The sequence below is a fragment of the Pseudoalteromonas sp. 11L1 genome (genome assembly GCF_055397545.1).
This window is the reverse complement of the sequence record NZ_AP041141.1, coordinates 2,099,522-2,118,395: the sequence shown is the minus strand read 5'-3', so window position 1 is coordinate 2,118,395 and position 18,874 is coordinate 2,099,522. Positions and strand designations below refer to the sequence as shown.

Sequence of the window (18,874 nt, the reverse complement as noted above, 5' to 3'; positions counted from 1 at the left end):
GTAAAAAGCAAAGCCCGACATTATAACTTAAATGCTCTAAACTGCGTTATTTTTATGGGCTTTGATGCAGATAATAGCGCAATTTTTTGCTTTTGACACCGGTATCATAAAATTAAAAATTGAATTTAACAACTGTTCGCCTCCTCTGAACAATGAACATTTTATTAATATTCAATTAAAGCATACAAAAAAAAGACCGACACATGTCGGCCTTTTTCTTTTATTAGACTATTAATTGGTCAAAGCTAAACCACCGGATAAGTTAAAAACGCGGTTATAACCAAGTTCAATTAAGTTTGCCGCCGCAATTTTTGAACGGTTTCCGCTGCGACACACCAATATATATTGATTTTTTTTATCTAGTTGGCCTTGGGTAAGTGCATAAGCCATTCGACTTAAAGGAATATTTAAAGTTTTAGCCACAGGCACATCGAGCAATCCACTGATATTGTTAGCGCCATGCTCATAAGACTCTCGCGTATCAATTAAATATACATTGTTACGTGAGAGCAATTCTTTAGCTTGATTAAAACTAAGCTGCGAAGTTTCGACTTTAGGCTTTGCATTAACATAGCCACAAAGCGTATTTGCTGGTGTGTGTTGTTGCGAGTCCGCTTGTTGTTTTTGCATTGCAAATTCGGTATGGCTGATATCACCTTTAATAAGCGCTTTTAATAAAGGTGTTTGCTGCTGTTGCACAGCCCAATTCATAGCAAAACACTGTTGATAATCATGCCCAGAGCACACCACGCTGCTTGGATTAAGCTCTGCCGCTAAATGAGTAAGAGAGTGTGCCATTTGCATCGCATCTCCCCCATCAAGTACTGTATTACCAAGCCCTGCAGGTAAAATTAAATCACCACAAAAGCAGTACTGTACATCGCCGTTATTGGCTTTTAATAAATAACTCACGCTATCTTGGCTGTGCCCGGGCGTCGATAGCTTTACAAGTACTTGTTCAGTTAGTTGCAATTGTTCACAGTTAATAGGCCAGCCTAATTGATCAACTTCGCCAGCCACTAAGTTTTCTTTAAGTGCGCTGCGCATTAAATCAAGAGCGCAGTGACGATCTTGGTGCTCATGCGTGTTTAAAATAGCGGTAATAGTTAGATTTTGCGTTTTCACTATTTTTTCAAATCGAGGGATCAGTTCAATAATTGGGTCAATAACAAATGCCTGTTGATCGTCAGCTACATACAACCAACTGCAAGCACCTTGATGTCTAAATTGGGTAAGCCCCAAGGCACATACTTCTTGTGCTACCAAGCTACTATCAGAAATAACCAAACAATTTGCTTGTAACACTGTTTTAAGTGCACGAATTTGTTCACATGCATAGTCTATTTGCGCCATAGTGGCGGCAGGTCCAAACGATAAACGAATCGCATTTTCACTTTGCCACTGTGAGGCTCCCATCGCATCAAGTACAAAGCTTTGAGTTGCGCCCGTGCTACAGGCTGAGCCACCGCTGACTCTAATACCTGCAGCGTCAAATAAATCAATAACTTCTTTACTGGTTAAATCATTAACTGCAAAGTTTAGTGTTGTGGGCACTGAGCAGGCAAAATCATGATTAAAGGTAATACTTCCAAAGGTGTCTACTAAAGCGCTATGCAGTTTATCGCGATACAAATTAAGTACATCAGCTGATTTAAAAGTATCGTCTTGCTTATCAAGCAGCAAACTAAACAGCTTATTAAGCCCAGCAATACCGGGCAGGTTCTCTGTACCTGAGCGCATGCCACTTTCTTGGCCTCCACCAGCTATAAACGGCGTGTATGGGCTTCCTTTACGAATATACAATAATCCGATGCCTTTAGGTGCATAGAGTTTATGCCCTGAAAAAGGTGCATAATCAATCGTTGTTTCACTTAAATTGAGCTGTTGTTTACCCAGTGCCTGCACACAGTCAACCATCCAAGTCACATCGTTATTACGACTACGAATCACCTCTTCTATAGCACTTAAATCTTGGTATACACCGGTTTCATTATTAACAGCCATAGTACAAATCATCAGGGCGTTATCAATATGCTGAGCAATAAAGTCTAAATCTAAAATACCGTCTCGGTTAACCGGAATAGCAATAATTTCAGCATTAATTTCAAGCACGGCATTCCAATGTTTTAATGTATTAGGCACCGCTTTATGTTCAGTTGCTCCGTACAATAAAACCGGTTTAGATTTTGTGTGCTGTTTGGCATTAATTAAGGTTGATACGATAGCAGTTTGAATACCTTCGGTCGCACCTGAGGTAAATAATATATCGCCCTGCTGCGCACCAATCACGCTGCGCGCTTTTTGCCTCGTTTGTTCTAATAAGTGTTTGGCTTGAATACCGGTTATATGGGGACTTGAGGGATTACCAAAACAAATTTGCATCGCATGGCACACAACCTCTGCAATACATGGCAATACAGGTGTGGTCGCATTTGCATCAAGATAAACTTGGTTGTTGGGTTCATCTGGCAATAAAAACTCTGACATTAAAAACGCACCTTATTACTAAAAAATATATCTTATTCCCAATAGTACATAGTTTTAAAAGGAATGAATAATAATCTTTAGTAATTAAAGTGCGTTTACTATACTTTTTAGTTACCGAGCTCTTCTGCGAGTTCTTCATGTGTGGATGACCACGCCTTAATCAGCGCTTTTACTAATGATGCTAATGGAATAGCAAAAAATACGCCCCAAAAACCCCACAGCCCACCAAAAAATAGTACGGCGACAATAATAAACACCGGGTTTAAATCAACCGCTTCAGAGAACAATAAAGGGACTAACACATTGCCATCAAGCGCTTGAATAATGCCGTAAATAATTAAAATGGTCCAAAACTGGGTTTCTAAACCAAACTGAAACAGCGCCACCGCCGCCACAGGTATAGTCACCAGCGCAGCACCAACAAATGGAATGAGCACCGAAAAGCCAACTAACACACCAAGCAGCGCCGCATAACGTAAATCCAATACCGTAAAGGCAATAAAGGACACCGAGCCAATAATTAAAATTTCGAATACTTTACCTCGAATATAATTCATTATTTGCTGATTCATTTCATGCCACACTTGCAAAATTAAGCGTCGTTGGCGCGGGATCAGTTTAGCAATGCTGGCACTGAGCTCTACTTTGTCTTTAAGCATAAAAAATACCAGTAGCGGTACTAAAATAAGATAAATTAACCACGCAACAGCATCTTTTAATGAATTGAGCGATGCCGACAGCACCACTTGGCCAAATTCGAGCACTTTGGTTTCTACCGTTACCACAATAGACTGTACTTGCTCTGCACTAATAAGGCTGGGGTATTTAGCTGGTAGGTCGAGTAAAAACGATTTACCTTGCTCTACCATATGCGGGGTTTCTTGCACTAAGTTACTACTTTGCTGCCAAAGTACCGGGCCTATAACTAATATTAAGGTGAGCATAATGCCAATAAATATCAACATAACTATGCTAGTGGCAGTAAAACGCTTTAAGCCAACTCGCTCTAGGTGAACCACGGGCCAATCTAATAAATAAGCAATGATCAGTGCCACTAACACAGGCACAATTAATGGGCCAAAAAAGTACAACATGGCAACCAGTGCCAATAACAAAAAAAGTAAAGTAACTGAATTAGGATCAGAAAACTTTTTTTCATACCATGCTTTTACATATTCAAACACGCAACGGCTCCACTAATAACAACGCTTGTTGTTTATTTAACTTGTAATAATACATTTTTTTTTGCAAATATCGTTCAATATCATCTGTGTTTTGCTCTCTTGAGATATTAAAAGTAATTGTTTGATTTAACGATATTGCCTCACGCAACCCTAATTTAAACTGAATAAATTGCTGAGGGCATTTATAAGCGCGCAAATCTAGCTCTAGCATACTCGTTTCACTACCTGTTCACATTAATAATAAGTCCTATACCTAGGCTAATTAAGATTAACCACAGTTAAATTTAACTTTTTCTTAAAACAACCTCTGCAATGGTTTATCCTTATAGCATAGTTAGCTAAAAGGATACGTTAATGCCTAATTCGCATAATAAAGCGCAATTGCCTAGCAATCCAACTCTCAAAGAAATAAATTGGTTTAAAAAGCAAATTAATTGGGGAGAGCTGCCGCATTTTTATCATTTAGTAGCCTCATCGGTAAGTGAGTGTGAAAGCATTTTAGATCACGGGTTTGATAATGCTATAAAGCGTATCATCGACAAACGCAATTGGAACCTAGAGTCCTTGGGTATCGACCCAAACGAGCTTTTTGAGAAAGAGAGTAATAACAAGCCACGAATTTCGTTGCATCAAGTATTTACCGAACGCGGTTTTGAACTACAAGCGTTTCCTTATTCTAATGATACTACCATCGATAGATACGCTCGACATGATGAGTCAATGGAATTTATATTATGGGATCCATTAACCATGAAAACTGTGATTCGCATTAATCAACTACATAAATTCATAGGTTTTTATTTAGAACAAGGCGATGAAGCAGACAAAGCGCTTATATTGCATTCACATAAAGTAGTTCATAAGATTATTGCTTTTTTACAAACTCAATTGAACATTGTTAAGGTTGATGGGGTCACAATAAAGTCGTTTTATCAATTATGTGAAAAGGACAGCCGTTTATATACAGATGATCCAACAAGTGCCCCTGATAAAAAATAAACAAGGAATATAATGCAACTAAAATCCGCCTTTATCACTTTATGCAGTGCAGTGCTTACATTTAGCCTACTAATGAGTGAGCCGTTAAAGGCACAAACAAATCTTCAACTGCCCGACTTAGGCACGTCTGCGCTGCAGGCATTACCACTGGAGAAAGAAAGAGCGATTGGTGAAGTGATGATGATGCAGATCAGAGGGTCTTCACCATTAATTAACGATCCAGTGCTTGATGAGTACCTAACAACCTTAGGCCGAAAATTAGTTGCGAACGCCAATGATGTACGCTTCGGTTTTTCATTTTTTTGGTTAAATAACCCAGAAATTAACGCATTTGCATTTTATGGCGGTCATGTAGGTGTTCACACAGGCTTAATTGCTCAAGCCGATAACGAAAGTCAGTTTGCCTCAGTACTTGGTCATGAAATCGCGCACGTAACACAACGCCACTTAGCAAGGCGTATTCAGCAACAACAAGACAATAGCGGTCTCACCATTGCCGGTATGATAGCCGGTATTTTAGCAACCGTTGTAGCCCCAGATGCAGGCATAGCAATTATTTCAGCCAGCCAAACACAGTCGGCATTTAGCCAACTCACCCATAGCCGCTCTGCCGAACAAGAAGCCGATAGAATTGGCATGCAAACCCTTAGCAATGCAGGATTTGATGCAAGAGCTTCTAGTGAATTTTTAACTAAACTGGCAGCGCAAATTCGTTATAAATATAAACCCCCGGCGTTTTTACTCACTCACCCGCTACCAGAAAGCCGCGTGTCGGATGTACGCTTGCGTGCCGAGCAATATCCAAAACGCCAAATAGGTTCAAGCCTTGATTTTAATTTAGCTAAAAGCCGTGTACTAGCACGCTACGATAACGAGCCAGAAAATGCAGAGGCCTTATTTAGAAAGTTAATGCGCGAAAATACCTATAACAACGTAGCACTACAGTATGGTTTAGCAATTAGCTTAGTTGATCAAAAGAAAACGGATGAAGCGCAGCCTATCCTAGATGAGCTATTGGCAAGTGATCCTAAAAATTTATTTTATATTGATACAAAAACAGATTTGCTAATTGCACAAAAAAAAGCAGCTGAAGCAGTTAGTTATTTAAGTGAGTTAAATAACTACCGGCCAAACAACCAAGTAATTACTTTAAATTTTGCAAACGCCGCGTTGGAAGCTGAGCAATATGAGTTAGCCGAAAATGTACTAAAGTCATTTTTATTAGAGAAGCCAGATCATAGTTTAGGTAAGCAGCTTTTAACCGATGCCTATAAAAAGCAAGAAAAATTAGCCGCGTATCACGAAGCAAACGCCGATGTGTTGTCGCAATATGGCGCATATTTAAAAGCGGCTGACGAAATACAAAAAGCACTTAATTTTGTTGAGCCAACTGAAAATGTGAAACAACAGCGTTTAAAAGCGTTACTCACACAATATCGGTTATTACAAAAAGAGCTTGCAAGGCTTTAAGTATTTGGCGAGTTCACCTAAAATAGCCACAATTTATACTTTGGATTTATTTTTATGTCAGTTATTATTTACCATAATCCGCGCTGTTCAAAATCACGCGAAACACTTAACCTATTACAAAGTAAAAACATTGAACCGAGTGTCGTTGAATACTTAAAAATACCGCTTTCTCATGAGCAAATTAGTACCTTAGTTTCTCAACTTGGGTTTAATTCTGCACGAGATCTAATGCGTACCAAAGAAGAGCAGTACAAAGTCCTTAATTTAAAAGATGAAAATGATGAGTCGGCACTAATTGCTGCCATGGTGGAACATCCAAAATTAATTGAACGCCCCATTGTTGTTAGCAACAACAAAGCAGCCTTGGGTCGCCCGCCTGAAAACGTATTAAGCGTTCTATAATGAGCACAACCATTGTGGTGCTGTACCACTCAAGCCATGGCTCTGTAGAAGCCATGGCGCATGAAATTGCAGAATCGATAGAACAACAAGGCGCAACCGCCTTGCTGCGCACGTTTGTGGCTAAAAACCCGCACGACATTGTGATAAATAAAGACGATTTAGTTGCTTGTGATGGGCTTGCATTTGGCACACCTACCCGCTTTGGCATGATGGCCGCACAGGCAAAGACATTTTGGGAAACCACCAGTGATCTGTGGCTTAAAGGCCAACTTATAGATAAGCCTGCCTGTGTGTTTTCATCATCGAGTAGTATGCATGGGGGAAATGAAGCAACCCTACTTAACTTGTCACTGCCGTTATTGCATCACGGGATGATGTTAATGGGGGTACCTTACGATGTACCAGAACTTCTTGGCACTGAAACTGGAGGCACACCTTACGGCGCTTCCCACGTTGCTGGCAGCAGCAACAGCTCTACCCTAAGTAAAGATGAAATTAAAATATGTCAAAGCGTAGGCAAACGCTTGACGCAAGTAGCGAGTAAACTTAAATGACCCAAAAGAGCGAGTCTGCTAAAAAGCCAGTGACCGTAAAATTTCAGCGCCTAGCCTTATTTGGTTATTTTGGCCTGCTGATTTTAATGCCACTATGGATGTTTGTATTAGCCCCCAGAGAAGGCCACAGTAACGCATTTCTTTTTTTAGTCTATGTACTACCACTGTTATTACCTTTAAAAGGCATACTGCAAGATAAAACCTACACTTATGCGTGGGCTAATTTTATCGTTATGTTTTATTTTATCCATGGCTTTACATTGCTATGGGTTGCTCAAGATGAACTCGTATGGGTATTACTAGAGTTACTTTTCGCCTCGTCTATGTTTATTGGCTGCACTTACTATGCACGCCATAGAGGACAAGAGCTTGGACTTAAGATTCGCAAGCTTAAAGATGAACTTGCTGAAGAAAAAGCAGCGCATGAACACGATAAAAACAACTCATAGCTAGCAGCTCAAAACATAAAAAACGCGCTTTATTAGCGCGTTTTTTGTAATTAAATAAATGGTTAAACTAACTCGCTTAAAGCAGCTAACCCCACTATGCAAGCTAAACCTAGCTGGGCTATAAGGCTAAAAGCAGATACCACTCTTAATAAAAACAATCCCCAAGGATGTTTAATATGCGGGTACAACGAACAACGCTTTAAATTTGTCGCAAAGAAAAAACACACCACCGCCGTCATGGTCATAAAAAGAGTAAGCTCACTTTTTATAGTGATGTTTTCATCAAAAAAGAAAAACAACTGAAGTGGTAGCAATAACGCCACAACCGCGTGTAATACATGTACCTTTTTAATTCGCTCTAACTGCCCTTCAGGTGATAACTCTTTAATACCAAAATCACGTTCAAGGCACTTAACTAAATTACTGGCTTTGATACTTACCGCTAAACGATAACAACTTAACCCATCGTTATTACGCGCTCTAAAGTCATAGCCCGCTTTAAGCAGTAAAATCATTAACGATTCATTTTTACTCATTACTGCGTAATGCAGCGCCGTATTACCTTTATTGTCGACGGCTTTTTTATCTTGGTACTGCAGGAGTGTTTCAACTACATTTACATAGCCTTTTTCTGCTGCCCACATAAATGCTGTTTTGTTATCTTCATCGGTTAAAGCGCCTGTAGCGCCCTGCTCAATAAAGCGCATCGCCATTGTTTGCTTAGCTTTTTTCTTGTTTAGGTGGGCAAGTAAAGCATTTTCTAACAACACAATAGAATCAACATCAGGCGAAACCTGAGTTAATAAAGTAAAGTAATCTTTGCCTGCAGCTACCTTTTCGCTGGTGAGCTCTGCTAAATAGTCAATGTCTGCAATCGACTGAGGAATATACGCACTTAAGCGTTCTCTAAAGTCGACCTCTTGCCAAATAGATAGGGTGTCTGCTGCCGACAACTTGGCACCCTGTTCTAGGGCATGCTCTATTAAAGTGAAAAAGCGTTTACTAAAAAATAGGCTAATCAATGAAAGCGGCGTTTCAATATTATTTTGTGCCGATACACTTGCGTATTTTTCAAGTCGCTGACACAGCATTAACACAATATTTTCTATGCTGTAGTCATTAGCAAAATAGTGCTCTTTAAGTGCTGCAATATAGACTTGTGCATCCTCATCATATTCACAAATATGCTGAAAGTAACATTCTTCAAACGGCTCTAGGGGGGTTAACCAGGTTAAATAATAAATTGGGGGCAAAACCGTGGTGCAAACACCATCATCTTCTTCAGTAGAACGACAGGCAGGCCAAGCTTCTAAAGCATCTAAAATGAAGGCACCGTTTTGTTCAACCAGCCCTTTGACCAGTAACGGGTATTCCTTTGGCCAAATTAGTACATTTTCCATTAAAACAACACAACTCCAGTGTAGCTCGGGTGAGTGGTCAGTTATAACAGTTTTTAGCTGACACCACGCTTAATCAAAGAAGCCGATATTCTAACACAGCTAGGTTGCCAAGCTAGCGTAAACTGGTGCAATATAGGCCAAAATACAAAAGCAACTAACGACATGCGCCATTAGCTGCTTTTACGGTTGGAGCTTTTAATTACAAAGGAACTAACTTTGCTGAAGTTCTGCTGTGACTTGATCTAAACCCACATCAGAAATGCGTTGAATGATCTCTTTTTGCTTAGCACTAAGTAACGAAATCCCCTCAGCAACAATATCGTATACTTTCCATTGCTGATTGTTCCCCAAACGAAGTTTAAAGTGTAAATCTATGGTGGGTTTATTAGCTTCAATAATTTGCGTTTTAACTGTGGCAAATTTAGAGTCGCTTGCAGCAGCGTCTTGCTCAAAAATTACATCTTGTCCTGTGTACTTCACAAGCGCACTAGCATAAGTGCCCGTTAAGTAATGCTCTACCGCATCTATAAACGCAACGCCTTGTTCACGGTTAATGCCTTTAATATGTTTACCTAATAATTTAAACGACACAAACTTAATATCAATATGTGGCATCAAACGCTGCTCAACAATTAATGACATCGCTTCTTTGCTGGCATTACCTTGCGCATTTACCTGCCCAATATCGTTAAATAATGATTCGGCTACAGTTTGCAATAATTGTTTAGGTGACGGCTGCGTTTGTGCAGTGAGTGCGCTACTAAAAAAAACAGCAATAACCACTAAAAGCTTTATAAGTTTCATAATAAATGCATAGTTTAAATAATTAAGTTTAGTGTAATCTACGCAAATGACAGGCAACAAAAAAGGCATAAATAAGCAACTTATTAATGCCCAATTAGCACCAATAAAATTAATTAAATAAATTCAATTAGTTAAAAACTTTAGTTAACAAGCCATCTACAAGCGGATTTTTGTCCTCATTGAAAACAGTAATTCACCGCCCTTATCATTTAATTACTATTTAAATTTACCTACCAGTAGGTCGTTATGAAAACCTCATTTGAGATGATTTCAATTATTATTTTTTGTTTATTTTTACTGCCAACAAATGCAGCCTATGCATCCTCAAGCCATGGCTACGCTGTGGACTTATTAAAAGGCGAAGGTAATGTGACTGGGATAAAGCTTGCGTATCAATATCATCCCAAGGGTGCACAAAACTTTGTTGGCGATGCCCGCTTTTACCTTGAAAGCAGCATTAACCTGTGGCATTACCGCCATGATCAACAGTCACAATCCAACCTAGTATTCGCTGTTTCACCAGTTGTACAGTTTCCGGCATTTAGCGTATACAATACGCCATTCTATGTGGAGGCTGGTATTGGCTTTTCCCTACTTGATGAGCACCATTTTGCAGGTAAAAACCTAAGTACTCACTATCAGTTTGAAGATAGAATAGGCCTAGTGGCCGATTTTGGAGAAACCAACGTAGCACTGCGTATTATCCACTATTCAAACGCAGGATTTAAAGCACCTAATCCAGGAATAAACTTTTTAACATTGTCGGTAGCACAACGGTTTTAAACGCCCGTAATAAACACTCGAAATGTTGCGACTTATATTGAAAGCGGTCATAATTACTGCTTAAAAAACAATAAGGTCAACAACATGCAAATTTGGCAAATCGTACTCGTTATCTCGATTGTACTGGCTATTGTTATCGGTAATTTAGCACTGCTGCGTTTAAGTGCAAAAAGCGAGTTTAAAGCCTCCCCCTCTATTACTCATAAAAAAGACATAAAAAAGCCCTGAATAATCAGGGCTTTTTTCGTTTAAATCATTACTTAGCCAACTAACCAGTGTGCCATTAAGGCAATAACAGGCAATGTAACTAATGTTCTGAGAATGAAAATAACAAACAACTCAAAAATATTAACTGGTATTTTACTTCCTAATAAAAGTGCGCCCACTTCAGACATATAAATAAGTTGCGTCACACTCATGGCTGCAATAATAAAACGTGTTACATCACTTTCAATTGAACCTGCAGCTAGAATAGAAGGAATAAACATATCTGCAAAACCGACCATAATAGTTTGTGCAGCCATTTCAGCTTCTGGTACTTGTAAAAGCTCCAAGAACGGAATAAACGGCATACCTAAATACTGAAATATCGGGGTATATTCAGCAATAATAAGTGCAAATGTACCCACCGCCATGACTACTGGTAATACTGCAAACACCATATCAAATGCATTGTGTATACCTTCTTCTAAGGTGCCCTTCAAGCCTGGCGCTTTTTCTGCTTTAGTCAATGCAACATCAAGAGAGTGCTTAAATAATGTTTTTCCTTCAGGTACTAGCTCGGCGTTGCCATCAGGTTGTTCACCATCAATAAGCACGTCCTTTTTAAAACGCAGTGGTGGTAAACGCGGAACAATTATCGCAGCCACTACACCCGCTAAACACACGGTTAGGTAGAAAGGTGCAAATAAGTATTCAAGCTTTACTTGGCCAATAACAACCAAACAAAAGGTAATTGATACAGCTGAGAAAGTGGTGCCAATAATCGCAGCTTCACGTTGAGTGTAATATTTATCTTCGTACTGACGCGCAGTCATCAAAATGCCCACACTACCATCACCTAACCATGAAGCAACGCAGTTAACTGCACTGCGCCCTGGTACACCAAATAATGGACGCATTACTTTAGTAAGTAAGGTACCCACCAGCTCAAGTAAACCAAAATTAAGTAATAAAGGCAGTAATAAGCCCGCTAAAATAAATACCGAAAACAGCACCGGTAATAAATCTTTTAATACTAGCAAGCCAGTATTTTCTGAGGTAATAGCATGCGGCCCCACTTGAAAATAAGTTAAAAGCACAAACGCCATACCAAATAACCGTGTTACTAACCAAATCCAACTCACATTAAACAAATGATTTAATAAGCGAAATTTGGTTAAGCTTTTCGGTTTAAAGACACTAAGCACCAGCGACATTACACCAGTAATACAAATAATGGTAGCTATTAGTCCTAATGCTATCTCACTGAATGAGGCTTGAATTGCCTTGGCCATTACCGCGATAGGTATCGTCATTATTTCGCCAGACGGTACTGGCGTCATGAACAAAAAAACGCCGATTAAAGAAGGAATTAAAAAAACCAACCATACTTTCAAATCATAACTTTTTTGAACGGATGCTGGGCGTGATGAATCTAACTGAGACATATTTTCAACCTGTAAAAACCACAAAAAGAGCTAAGTGCTCTTTTTGTGGTAAGTATTTATAATTATTAAATTTTAATACCGCGCTTAATTAACGCCGCTTCTAATGCTTGCTGTAAACCATTCATTGTACCTGGTTCAAGCGTTTCGCCTTTGTCATCCATCCACGTAAGACTGGTGCCACCTTGCTTGGTTTTGCTAACCAAAATTTGGTATTGGCCTTCATCAATTGGTAATTCTGTTGGTTCATCGCCCCAAATAGAATCCCATACGCTACTTTCTACTTTGGCGTAATCTGCTGTAATTAAACCTGTCTCTTGGTTTATTTCAACAATGGTGAAAGATAAGCGCTCTAAGAATCCAGAAAAGCGATCGAATACTGTATCGTAGGCTTGCTCAGTAACAAGTGCTGCATTGCCTTTGTTATCAAACCCAAGCTCTAATGAAATTACCCCTTTACGCTTACGCATATCAACTTCAAGTTGACGATAGCGGTAATCAAACTCACTTACTACTTGGTTAAGTGCACGTACTTCTAGCTGCTGTTTTAATAAATCAGTCAAAGGCTTATCGCCTTTAAAATCAATAAGCTCAGCAGTTAAAGACGCTGTACGTTGATGCTCTTTTTCTTCAATAGTAAATTTAAAACGTTCTAAATCAACACTTTCATCATCGCCCCATAACCAGCTTTCCTCTGGCTTAACAATAGCGTACCAATCTGTTTCAAGTGTTCCTTGCATTTTGTTTTGTTGTGTCGCACTAATGTTGTTGTCAGCAAGCACTGCTTGAATCGAGTCCCAAATGAATACATCTAAATCGTCAATGCCATCATTTTTATCAAAATAAATACGTGCTTGTTTATCTGCTTCCTCAACCCAACTGCCTTTAGCAACCGTTAATACTTGCGCCGGCGGACGATAGTTTGTTGCCTCCGGATTATTATCATATTGACCCACATCCATCTTATAAACAGGATCTTGAGCGGGTTGTGATAACGAAGCAGGTGCTTTAACCGGCTCATGGGCGCGGTAGTTACGCTCATTATGGGCATCACTTGTAAATACACTACACCCTGACAAACTTACCAATACACTTACTGCAAGTGCTTTTGGGATCCAATACTGCACAGATAATTCTCCTTAGCATACCCTTAATTGTTTTAACAAATATATGAGTGGGTAATACCGATTTGGTTCAGTGTAAAATCAATATTAACTTTACATTTATAATTTGCTTATCTAACTGCATTAAGCCAACAAGATGACCGACAGACTAGGCTACAAATAGACACATTTTTGCTATGGTACTTTCACAAGCTTGTAAAAACAAGAAACACTGCACTATTAACCGCCTAAAATTAACCGTCGCTGTAGTTTAACGCGGGTTTTGTGTTAAACTTTGCCGCCGTGCAACGCTACGTGTTTATTTTTTGTTGCCAAGTCGGTTGTTATCATCCAAGTAACTTAGGTACTTTAAAACCCATGACTGCATTTTCAAATCATCAAATTGTTTTAACCGCAATTGGCGAAGATAGATCGGGCATCGTTAGTGAGCTTACGCAACTCGTCAGTGATTGCCACTGTAATATTATAGATAGCCGCATTGCTATTTTAGGCAACGAACTTACTTTTATTATGCTACTTAGCGGTGATATGTCAGCCATTAGCCGTATTGAGCATACCCTGCCTACCAAAGGTATGGAACTTGGCCTGCTTACTATGATGAAACGCACTTCAAGCCATAATCAAAGCGAGTTTTGTGCAGGTTACACCTTAGAATATACTGGCATAGACACCCCTGGCACTTTGAGTAAAGTAACGCGCTTTTTTGCAGACAGTAATATTAATATTTGCTCATTAAAGTCAGATACCTACGAAGAAGATACTGAACTTAAAATGCGCTGTGAACTTGAATTTAATATTCCCGTTGACGTTGACATTGACCAATTTAAAATTAGTTTTGAAAACCTTTCGCACGTTTTAAACGTAGATTACATCTTTCGACGTATTCGCTAAGGAGTTTAGCATGAACAAAATTACCCCACTACAAAGTGGCGACACAGCACCGGCTTTTAGCTTACAAAACCAAAATGACGATACCGTCGTGCTCAGCGAGTTATTAAAAGAAAAACAAGTATTGGTATACTTTTACCCTAAAGCGTCAACGCCAGGCTGTACCGTACAAGCCGAGAATCTGCGTGACCAACAAGCCGAGCTTGCAAAATTCAACACTCACGTGGTTGGTATAAGCCCAGATCCAATTAAGCGCCTTAAAAACTTTGAAACTAAAAAAGAGCTTAACTTTGACCTACTTTCTGACGAAGATCATGCCATTGCTGAGGCATTTGGCGTGTGGGGATACAAAAAGTTTATGGGCAAAGAATATGATGGTATCCACCGCCTCACTTTCTTAGTCGGTCAAGACGGTAAAATTAAACACTTGTTTGATAAATTTAAAACCAAAGATCATCACCAAGTGGTATTGGATTATTTAGCTGCTGAATAAAGGCTAAAGGCTAAAGGCTAAAGGCTAAACAAGATAAAATAAAAGCGTTGCTCAAGGGCAACGCTTTTTTGTATTTATCGCTTTAGTACTTTAGCATTCCTGCCGATAGCTAAATTGGTAACGAATAACATTATGGATAATTAACCGTGATACAGCTAAATAAACACTCAGCCTTTGACGTTAAAATTGCAGCAGAAAAAATAAATGCTGCACAACAAACAAAAGAAACAACTAAAAATAAGGACAACGCTGATTATCAATTATCAGACAGAGAGCGTAATAAACTCTCGGGAAAAGAGGCTGATCAAAACGTTGAAAAAACCACAAATTCAGAAATGCCTGAATATATTGCAAAAATGATAGAGCAACTTAAAGAGCTCAAACAGCTGCTTGAAGAACAAAAAGAACAACTCACTCAATTACAAGCTCAATCGGACCAAGAAGACGAGGCAATACAAGCACAAATTGAAGCACAAGCAAACATCGTTTCATCAACACAATCTCAAGTAGTCGCGCTGGTGCAAATGATTAGCCAAGCCATGAAAGATGCAGGTATTACAGACGCTGGCGCACTTGTCAGTGCCATTGTTTGAATTTTCAGAGCAAAGATTTCAATAATAAATAGCCTACCCTAGCGGTTAAAAAATTACGCAGTGCTTGCGTTCTCACTTTTCACCCAACAGTGCTTGCTGATAAATTTTATTAAACTCTTCAGCAGGTATGTCAGCCGCAAAGTGATATATAAGCGCTTTGTATTTATTGCTTTGAATTAATTTTGAGAGTGTATTATTAAAATCATGAACAAATTTTATATTTTCTTCACTGCGCTCACACATTAAATGCCCAACAGTAAACGATGTATTTAATTTCAAATCAAGGGAGTGAATGTCTGCGTCTGTTATATCCTGCCAGTACGTGGCTACATCGCTGGGGTATTCAATAGACGCATCAAACTCTTGCAACTTAGCTAATTGTTCTAATCTAGAGAATATATTAGTGGGGGCTGGTTTTATTTTAGTTTTATCTACTTCTTCAAGTAGAGACATAATGTCTTCGGAGAATATTCTGAATTTTGATAATCCCAACCTTAATTCACTTTGAGACACTAACTCATCTAAATTTTTCATATGTTTAAATTCAGTTAAATCAGTAGGAGAATAAAGTCGCGGAGCGAGATACAAAGAAAACGGCTTTGATATTAAATAGCGGTTTGCTCGTTCTGGGGTGTTAATTTTATTGGCATAACAATAATTAGTGCCAAATTGAACTTCATTGTTTGTATTTGGCGCTTTTACAAACTCAACTCTGTAGTCTCGCATTTCAGTCAAAATTAATTTATAAAGCTGTGCGTCTAGTGATTTTTCTTCGGTAACTGAGTTCAATCGCAGCAAAGACTCATCGTTACTACTCAATACGATTTTTATTTTACTTGCGTCAAAGTCAGCAAACCGCGTATTGTCATAATCTGATTTATATAATTCCTGCAACCGTCCCGATGATTTTAATTTTGGCATGGTTTGGTCAAATTTTTGCGCCAAGGCTCTGCCCTTTTCATCGTTCGAAAAGGCTAAATAAATAGGCCTTGCAGGCACAACCTCTACATAATTAAGCTTTGATTTATACTCTTTAGGAATGTTGTAGTCAAAATCAACGAAAGCATCTATACGTTTATTCAGTAGCAGAGCCATTGCTTTTTCAATAGTAGAAACCGGGTAATAATCGTGTGGGTATTCAATAAACTTATCGAAATTATAGCCGTCGAGCCAGCTTAATACTTTGTTGTTAAAATCAGATAACTTGTTAAAGTTATTAGTAGAATTTAAAAAAATAGGCATTAATTGGATAATCATAATCTAAGTACCAATGAGGATAATAAGCTAAAGGAACATCTTCTTTAGCAACACCAATTACGAAGTCATACTGTTTTTGTTCAAATAAATTGGTAATTCGTTTGTAAGTACTAAAATCAAACTCGAGCTGTTCATCTGCATAAACTTCTTTGAGTAGCTCAATATAAACGCCTGTTTCATCCGGATTGGTGTAATCAACCCAATGAGTTACGCCAACTTTTACACTCGCAAAAGCCGGGTTTATACAAACATAAGAAAAAACAAAAAACAGTAGTAGGTATTTAGCCAAGCGCATTCTCCCAATCACTTAGTTTAATATATGCACCACCAGTGTACTTTGCAAACTTAGGTGTTAGTTTGAGGTTCAAGGTTCAAGGTTCAAGGTTCAAGGTTCAAGGTTCAACAAAATAAACACATAGGTAAAATATGAAACTATTAATGGCTCCTTTATTACTCATTACTGCTGGGTGCAGTAGTGTTGCGCAAAAAGATAGAAAATACTCTCCGTGCTCTGAAGCATGGTTTAATCATGTTGAACAGCAAATAAATACCGGTGACGGTTATGGACATGGGCCAGACATTGGCTCTTTAGAATGGCGCTCTGTAATCATGTTTAAACTCGGTATTAGAGATAAGCCAAACGTACCAGAATTAAATACTCAGCAGTGGTGCCAGTTTATTGATGAAAATTATATTTAAAGCCTGCTTGGCTTTATGAGTTTAAATTTGTTGAGTTAGGTTGGGGTTTACTCACCCAACCTACGTAATATAACTCAACGCCGAGCAGCTGATCGCTTATAGCTAACCACTTGCAGCTGCGTTTGCTATTTAACTAATTCCCAAATACTTATGTACTTGAATTGATAAACGCCAGTTTTTGGCGATACAAGTATCAATGGCTAATTTAGTTGCCGACGTTTTTTGACTGATTGGCTGTAAATATACCAGTTTTGGGTTAACACCCGTGGCGGTAAATAACTCTTCTAACTCTTCTACGTGCTTTTGCATGGCAATCGGATGTTTAATTTCATCGGCGCGTTGCATAGCACTGCTCAATACTTTGTAACCACCACGCATATTAATTTTTGGCGATACCGTAACCCACGTTTGGGCAGGGGCGAGAATTTCAAAGGTGCCACTGGTTTCTATTTGCGTGCTAAAGCCATGCTCATGCAATAAATTACACACTGGGTTTAAATCGTACATGCAAGGTTCACCACCGGTGATCACAACATGTTTGGCGGTATAGCCACGGGATTTAAATAACTCCAGGACCTGCGCGGCACTGGCCTCAGCCCAATGATCTGAGTCGGCTTTTTTTTCTACCGTGTCATCTAGTGATACTTTATATACATTATCAACATCCCAGGTTTGTTTAGTGTCACACCACGAACATCCCACAGGACAACCTTGCAGGCGTAAAAATATAGACGGCGTACCGGTAAAGCTCGCTTCACCTTGAATGGTTTCAAACACTTCATTAATTTTGTACAAAAGAAATCTCACTTACAACCTGACGGCAAAATTGTTACTATTAAAAATCGCAAAGCACGGTGCAAAAATTGTCATTTATGCCTTGGCCGTGTAGTATATCGCGCCCTGATATAAACCTCTATCAAAACTAAAGAGCAAACCACGTATGACGCAAAAAGTAGTTGTTATTTATTCCGGCGGTATGGACTCATTTACTGTATTAAATAAAGCCTTGCAGCAAGGCCATGATGTTTATGCCCTCTCGTTTGATTATGGTCAGCGTCATGTTAAAGAACTTAAAGTTGCCGCCAACGTATGTGAAAAGCTAAATGTCCCGCACAAAATTGTTGATATATCAGCAATTAATCAGCTTATTGGTGGTTCGTCGTTAACAGACGATATTGATGTGCCAGAAGGCCATTACGAAGAAGAAAGCATGAAAAGCACCATTGTGCCTAACCGCAATATGATTTTACTTTCCTTAGCGGTAGGTTATGCAGTGTCGCTTAAAGCGAGCAAAGTATATTACGGCGCGCATTCAGGCGATCATGCAATTTACCCTGACTGTCGTCCTGAGTTTGTTAAAAAGATGGATGATGTATGTCGTATTGCAAATTACGATGCAGTAGAAATTTTTAGCCCGTATTTAAACAATACTAAAATCGATATTTTAACCGACGGTATTAAAATGGGCTTAGACTACAGCCAAACATGGACCTGTTATAATGGTCGTGACAAAGCGTGTGGTAAATGTGGTGCCTGCCAAGAACGTTTAGAGGCCTTTGAGCTTAACAACGTGACAGACCCGCTTGAATATGAGTAAAGTTCAACGTTAATACACTAAAAGGCTACCAAGGGTAGCCTTTTT

22 protein-coding genes are annotated in these 18,874 nt (G+C 39.0%); 12 read left to right on the top strand and 10 right to left on the bottom strand.

Translation table 11 applies throughout. The features are described from left to right. Positions 1–231: 231 nt before the first annotated feature. The 3 genes from ACZ5WS_RS10020 to ACZ5WS_RS10010 form a co-directional block, all read right to left on the bottom strand. Positions 232–2,487 carry an aminotransferase class V-fold PLP-dependent enzyme gene (locus tag ACZ5WS_RS10020; RefSeq protein ID WP_464708274.1) on the bottom strand — a complete coding sequence of 752 codons (2,256 nt, stop codon included), beginning with the start codon at positions 2,485–2,487 and terminating at the stop codon, positions 232–234. Positions 2,488–2,594: 107 nt separating this feature from the next. Next, positions 2,595–3,671, bottom strand: coding sequence for an AI-2E family transporter (locus tag ACZ5WS_RS10015; protein WP_178956258.1), 1,077 nt, complete (start codon positions 3,669–3,671; stop codon positions 2,595–2,597). Then, positions 3,664–3,882: a hypothetical protein gene (locus ACZ5WS_RS10010; RefSeq protein WP_464708269.1), complete on the bottom strand. Its 219-nt coding sequence runs from the start codon at positions 3,880–3,882 to the stop codon at positions 3,664–3,666. The genes ACZ5WS_RS10015 and ACZ5WS_RS10010 overlap by 8 nt, the downstream gene beginning before the upstream one ends. Positions 3,883–4,025: 143 nt before the next feature. On the opposite strand from ACZ5WS_RS10010, the gene ACZ5WS_RS10005 reads away from it, so the two are divergent. From ACZ5WS_RS10005 to ACZ5WS_RS09985, 5 genes are read left to right on the top strand one after another with little or no spacing between them, the layout of a single operon-like run. Continuing rightward, on the top strand, positions 4,026–4,670 hold the full coding sequence (locus tag ACZ5WS_RS10005; protein WP_178956260.1) for a hypothetical protein: 645 nt from the start codon (positions 4,026–4,028) through the stop codon (positions 4,668–4,670). A gap of 12 nt (positions 4,671–4,682) precedes the next feature. Then, on the top strand, positions 4,683–6,140 hold the full coding sequence (bepA, locus tag ACZ5WS_RS10000) for a beta-barrel assembly-enhancing protease (protein WP_178956261.1): 1,458 nt from the start codon (positions 4,683–4,685) through the stop codon (positions 6,138–6,140). Between the two features lie 54 nt (positions 6,141–6,194). Beyond that, the gene (gene arsC / locus ACZ5WS_RS09995; protein WP_464708261.1) at positions 6,195–6,542 is read left to right on the top strand and encodes an arsenate reductase (glutaredoxin); all 348 of its coding nucleotides are present in this window, start codon (positions 6,195–6,197) and stop codon (positions 6,540–6,542) included. Next, the gene (wrbA, locus tag ACZ5WS_RS09990; RefSeq protein WP_131691238.1) at positions 6,542–7,096 is read left to right on the top strand and encodes an NAD(P)H:quinone oxidoreductase; all 555 of its coding nucleotides are present in this window, start codon (positions 6,542–6,544) and stop codon (positions 7,094–7,096) included. The genes arsC and wrbA overlap by 1 nt, the downstream gene beginning before the upstream one ends. Then, positions 7,093–7,545 (top strand): DUF2069 domain-containing protein, encoded by a 453-nt coding sequence (locus tag ACZ5WS_RS09985; RefSeq protein ID WP_138607763.1) that lies wholly within the window; start codon positions 7,093–7,095, stop codon positions 7,543–7,545. Before wrbA ends, ACZ5WS_RS09985 begins: the two co-directional genes overlap by 4 nt. 62 nt (positions 7,546–7,607) lie before the next feature. Here the strand turns inward: ACZ5WS_RS09985 and ACZ5WS_RS09980 are convergent, their stop codons facing one another. Both ACZ5WS_RS09980 and ACZ5WS_RS09975 read right to left on the bottom strand, forming a co-directional pair. Next, positions 7,608–8,945, bottom strand: a complete 1,338-nt coding sequence (locus ACZ5WS_RS09980; RefSeq protein WP_464708253.1) for an ankyrin repeat domain-containing protein — start codon at positions 8,943–8,945, stop codon at positions 7,608–7,610. 210 nt (positions 8,946–9,155) lie between these two features. Then, on the bottom strand, positions 9,156–9,749 hold the full coding sequence (locus ACZ5WS_RS09975; RefSeq protein ID WP_464708248.1) for an MlaC/ttg2D family ABC transporter substrate-binding protein: 594 nt from the start codon (positions 9,747–9,749) through the stop codon (positions 9,156–9,158). Positions 9,750–9,995: 246 nt separating this feature from the next. Here ACZ5WS_RS09975 and ACZ5WS_RS09970 point away from each other — a divergent pair, with 246 nt between their 5' ends. Continuing rightward, the gene (locus ACZ5WS_RS09970) at positions 9,996–10,532 is read left to right on the top strand and encodes an acyloxyacyl hydrolase (RefSeq protein WP_464708245.1); all 537 of its coding nucleotides are present in this window, start codon (positions 9,996–9,998) and stop codon (positions 10,530–10,532) included. An 84-nt stretch (positions 10,533–10,616) separates the two neighbouring features. Further along, positions 10,617–10,760, top strand: a complete 144-nt coding sequence (locus ACZ5WS_RS09965) for a DUF2897 family protein (protein ID WP_138607755.1) — start codon at positions 10,617–10,619, stop codon at positions 10,758–10,760. 32 nt (positions 10,761–10,792) lie between these two features. Here ACZ5WS_RS09965 and ACZ5WS_RS09960 read toward each other — a convergent pair whose 3' ends face one another. Further along, positions 10,793–12,181 carry a YjiH family protein gene (locus ACZ5WS_RS09960; protein WP_464708238.1) on the bottom strand — a complete coding sequence of 463 codons (1,389 nt, stop codon included), beginning with the start codon at positions 12,179–12,181 and terminating at the stop codon, positions 10,793–10,795. Positions 12,182–12,246: 65 nt separating this feature from the next. Then, entirely contained in the window at positions 12,247–13,305 is a 1,059-nt protein-coding gene (gene bamC, locus ACZ5WS_RS09955; RefSeq protein ID WP_138607751.1) for an outer membrane protein assembly factor BamC, read from the bottom strand. Between the two features lie 354 nt (positions 13,306–13,659). On the opposite strand from bamC, the gene ACZ5WS_RS09950 reads away from it, so the two are divergent. The 3 genes from ACZ5WS_RS09950 (at position 13,660) to ACZ5WS_RS09940 (ending at position 15,276) form a co-directional block, all read left to right on the top strand. Beyond that, positions 13,660–14,193, top strand: coding sequence for a glycine cleavage system transcriptional repressor (locus tag ACZ5WS_RS09950; RefSeq protein ID WP_138607749.1), 534 nt, complete (start codon positions 13,660–13,662; stop codon positions 14,191–14,193). Between the two features lie 10 nt (positions 14,194–14,203). Beyond that, positions 14,204–14,683, top strand: a complete 480-nt coding sequence (gene bcp / locus ACZ5WS_RS09945; protein ID WP_464708232.1) for a thioredoxin-dependent thiol peroxidase — start codon at positions 14,204–14,206, stop codon at positions 14,681–14,683. Positions 14,684–14,829: 146 nt separating this feature from the next. Next, on the top strand, positions 14,830–15,276 hold the full coding sequence (locus tag ACZ5WS_RS09940; protein ID WP_198523365.1) for a hypothetical protein: 447 nt from the start codon (positions 14,830–14,832) through the stop codon (positions 15,274–15,276). Positions 15,277–15,348: 72 nt separating this feature from the next. Here the strand turns inward: ACZ5WS_RS09940 and ACZ5WS_RS09935 are convergent, their stop codons facing one another. Beyond that, positions 15,349–16,533, bottom strand: a complete 1,185-nt coding sequence (locus ACZ5WS_RS09935; protein WP_464708228.1) for a substrate-binding periplasmic protein — start codon at positions 16,531–16,533, stop codon at positions 15,349–15,351. After that, the gene (locus ACZ5WS_RS09930) at positions 16,493–16,822 is read right to left on the bottom strand and encodes a hypothetical protein (RefSeq protein WP_464708224.1); all 330 of its coding nucleotides are present in this window, start codon (positions 16,820–16,822) and stop codon (positions 16,493–16,495) included. The genes ACZ5WS_RS09935 and ACZ5WS_RS09930 overlap by 41 nt, the downstream gene beginning before the upstream one ends. A gap of 137 nt (positions 16,823–16,959) precedes the next feature. Here ACZ5WS_RS09930 and ACZ5WS_RS09925 point away from each other — a divergent pair, with 137 nt between their 5' ends. Next, positions 16,960–17,232, top strand: a complete 273-nt coding sequence (locus ACZ5WS_RS09925; RefSeq protein WP_464708220.1) for a hypothetical protein — start codon at positions 16,960–16,962, stop codon at positions 17,230–17,232. A 129-nt stretch (positions 17,233–17,361) separates the two neighbouring features. Here ACZ5WS_RS09925 and queE read toward each other — a convergent pair whose 3' ends face one another. Next, positions 17,362–18,027: a 7-carboxy-7-deazaguanine synthase QueE gene (gene queE / locus ACZ5WS_RS09920; protein ID WP_464711498.1), complete on the bottom strand. Its 666-nt coding sequence runs from the start codon at positions 18,025–18,027 to the stop codon at positions 17,362–17,364. A gap of 145 nt (positions 18,028–18,172) precedes the next feature. Here queE and queC point away from each other — a divergent pair, with 145 nt between their 5' ends. Further along, positions 18,173–18,829 (top strand): 7-cyano-7-deazaguanine synthase QueC, encoded by a 657-nt coding sequence (gene queC, locus ACZ5WS_RS09915; RefSeq protein WP_008110177.1) that lies wholly within the window; start codon positions 18,173–18,175, stop codon positions 18,827–18,829. Positions 18,830–18,874 lie beyond the last annotated feature (45 nt).

Bases quoted from the DNA above. Each gene is read 5' to 3' on its own strand.
- ACZ5WS_RS10020 (WP_464708274.1), bottom strand. From the start codon at position 2,487: ATGTCAGAGTTTTTATTGCCAGATGAACCCAACAACCAAGTTTATCTT.
- ACZ5WS_RS10010 (WP_464708269.1), bottom strand. From the start codon at position 3,882: ATGCTAGAGCTAGATTTGCGCGCTTATAAATGCCCTCAGCAATTTATT.
- ACZ5WS_RS10005 (WP_178956260.1), top strand. From the start codon at position 4,026: ATGCCTAATTCGCATAATAAAGCGCAATTGCCTAGCAATCCAACTCTC.
- bepA (WP_178956261.1), top strand. From the start codon at position 4,683: ATGCAACTAAAATCCGCCTTTATCACTTTATGCAGTGCAGTGCTTACA.
- arsC (WP_464708261.1), top strand. From the start codon at position 6,195: ATGTCAGTTATTATTTACCATAATCCGCGCTGTTCAAAATCACGCGAA.
- wrbA (WP_131691238.1), top strand. From the start codon at position 6,542: ATGAGCACAACCATTGTGGTGCTGTACCACTCAAGCCATGGCTCTGTA.
- ACZ5WS_RS09985 (WP_138607763.1), top strand. From the start codon at position 7,093: ATGACCCAAAAGAGCGAGTCTGCTAAAAAGCCAGTGACCGTAAAATTT.
- ACZ5WS_RS09980 (WP_464708253.1), bottom strand. From the start codon at position 8,945: ATGGAAAATGTACTAATTTGGCCAAAGGAATACCCGTTACTGGTCAAA.
- ACZ5WS_RS09975 (WP_464708248.1), bottom strand. From the start codon at position 9,749: ATGAAACTTATAAAGCTTTTAGTGGTTATTGCTGTTTTTTTTAGTAGC.
- ACZ5WS_RS09970 (WP_464708245.1), top strand. From the start codon at position 9,996: ATGAAAACCTCATTTGAGATGATTTCAATTATTATTTTTTGTTTATTT.
- ACZ5WS_RS09965 (WP_138607755.1), top strand. From the start codon at position 10,617: ATGCAAATTTGGCAAATCGTACTCGTTATCTCGATTGTACTGGCTATT.
- ACZ5WS_RS09960 (WP_464708238.1), bottom strand. From the start codon at position 12,181: ATGTCTCAGTTAGATTCATCACGCCCAGCATCCGTTCAAAAAAGTTAT.
- ACZ5WS_RS09950 (WP_138607749.1), top strand. From the start codon at position 13,660: ATGACTGCATTTTCAAATCATCAAATTGTTTTAACCGCAATTGGCGAA.
- bcp (WP_464708232.1), top strand. From the start codon at position 14,204: ATGAACAAAATTACCCCACTACAAAGTGGCGACACAGCACCGGCTTTT.
- ACZ5WS_RS09935 (WP_464708228.1), bottom strand. From the start codon at position 16,533: ATGATTATCCAATTAATGCCTATTTTTTTAAATTCTACTAATAACTTT.
- ACZ5WS_RS09925 (WP_464708220.1), top strand. From the start codon at position 16,960: ATGAAACTATTAATGGCTCCTTTATTACTCATTACTGCTGGGTGCAGT.
- queC (WP_008110177.1), top strand. From the start codon at position 18,173: ATGACGCAAAAAGTAGTTGTTATTTATTCCGGCGGTATGGACTCATTT.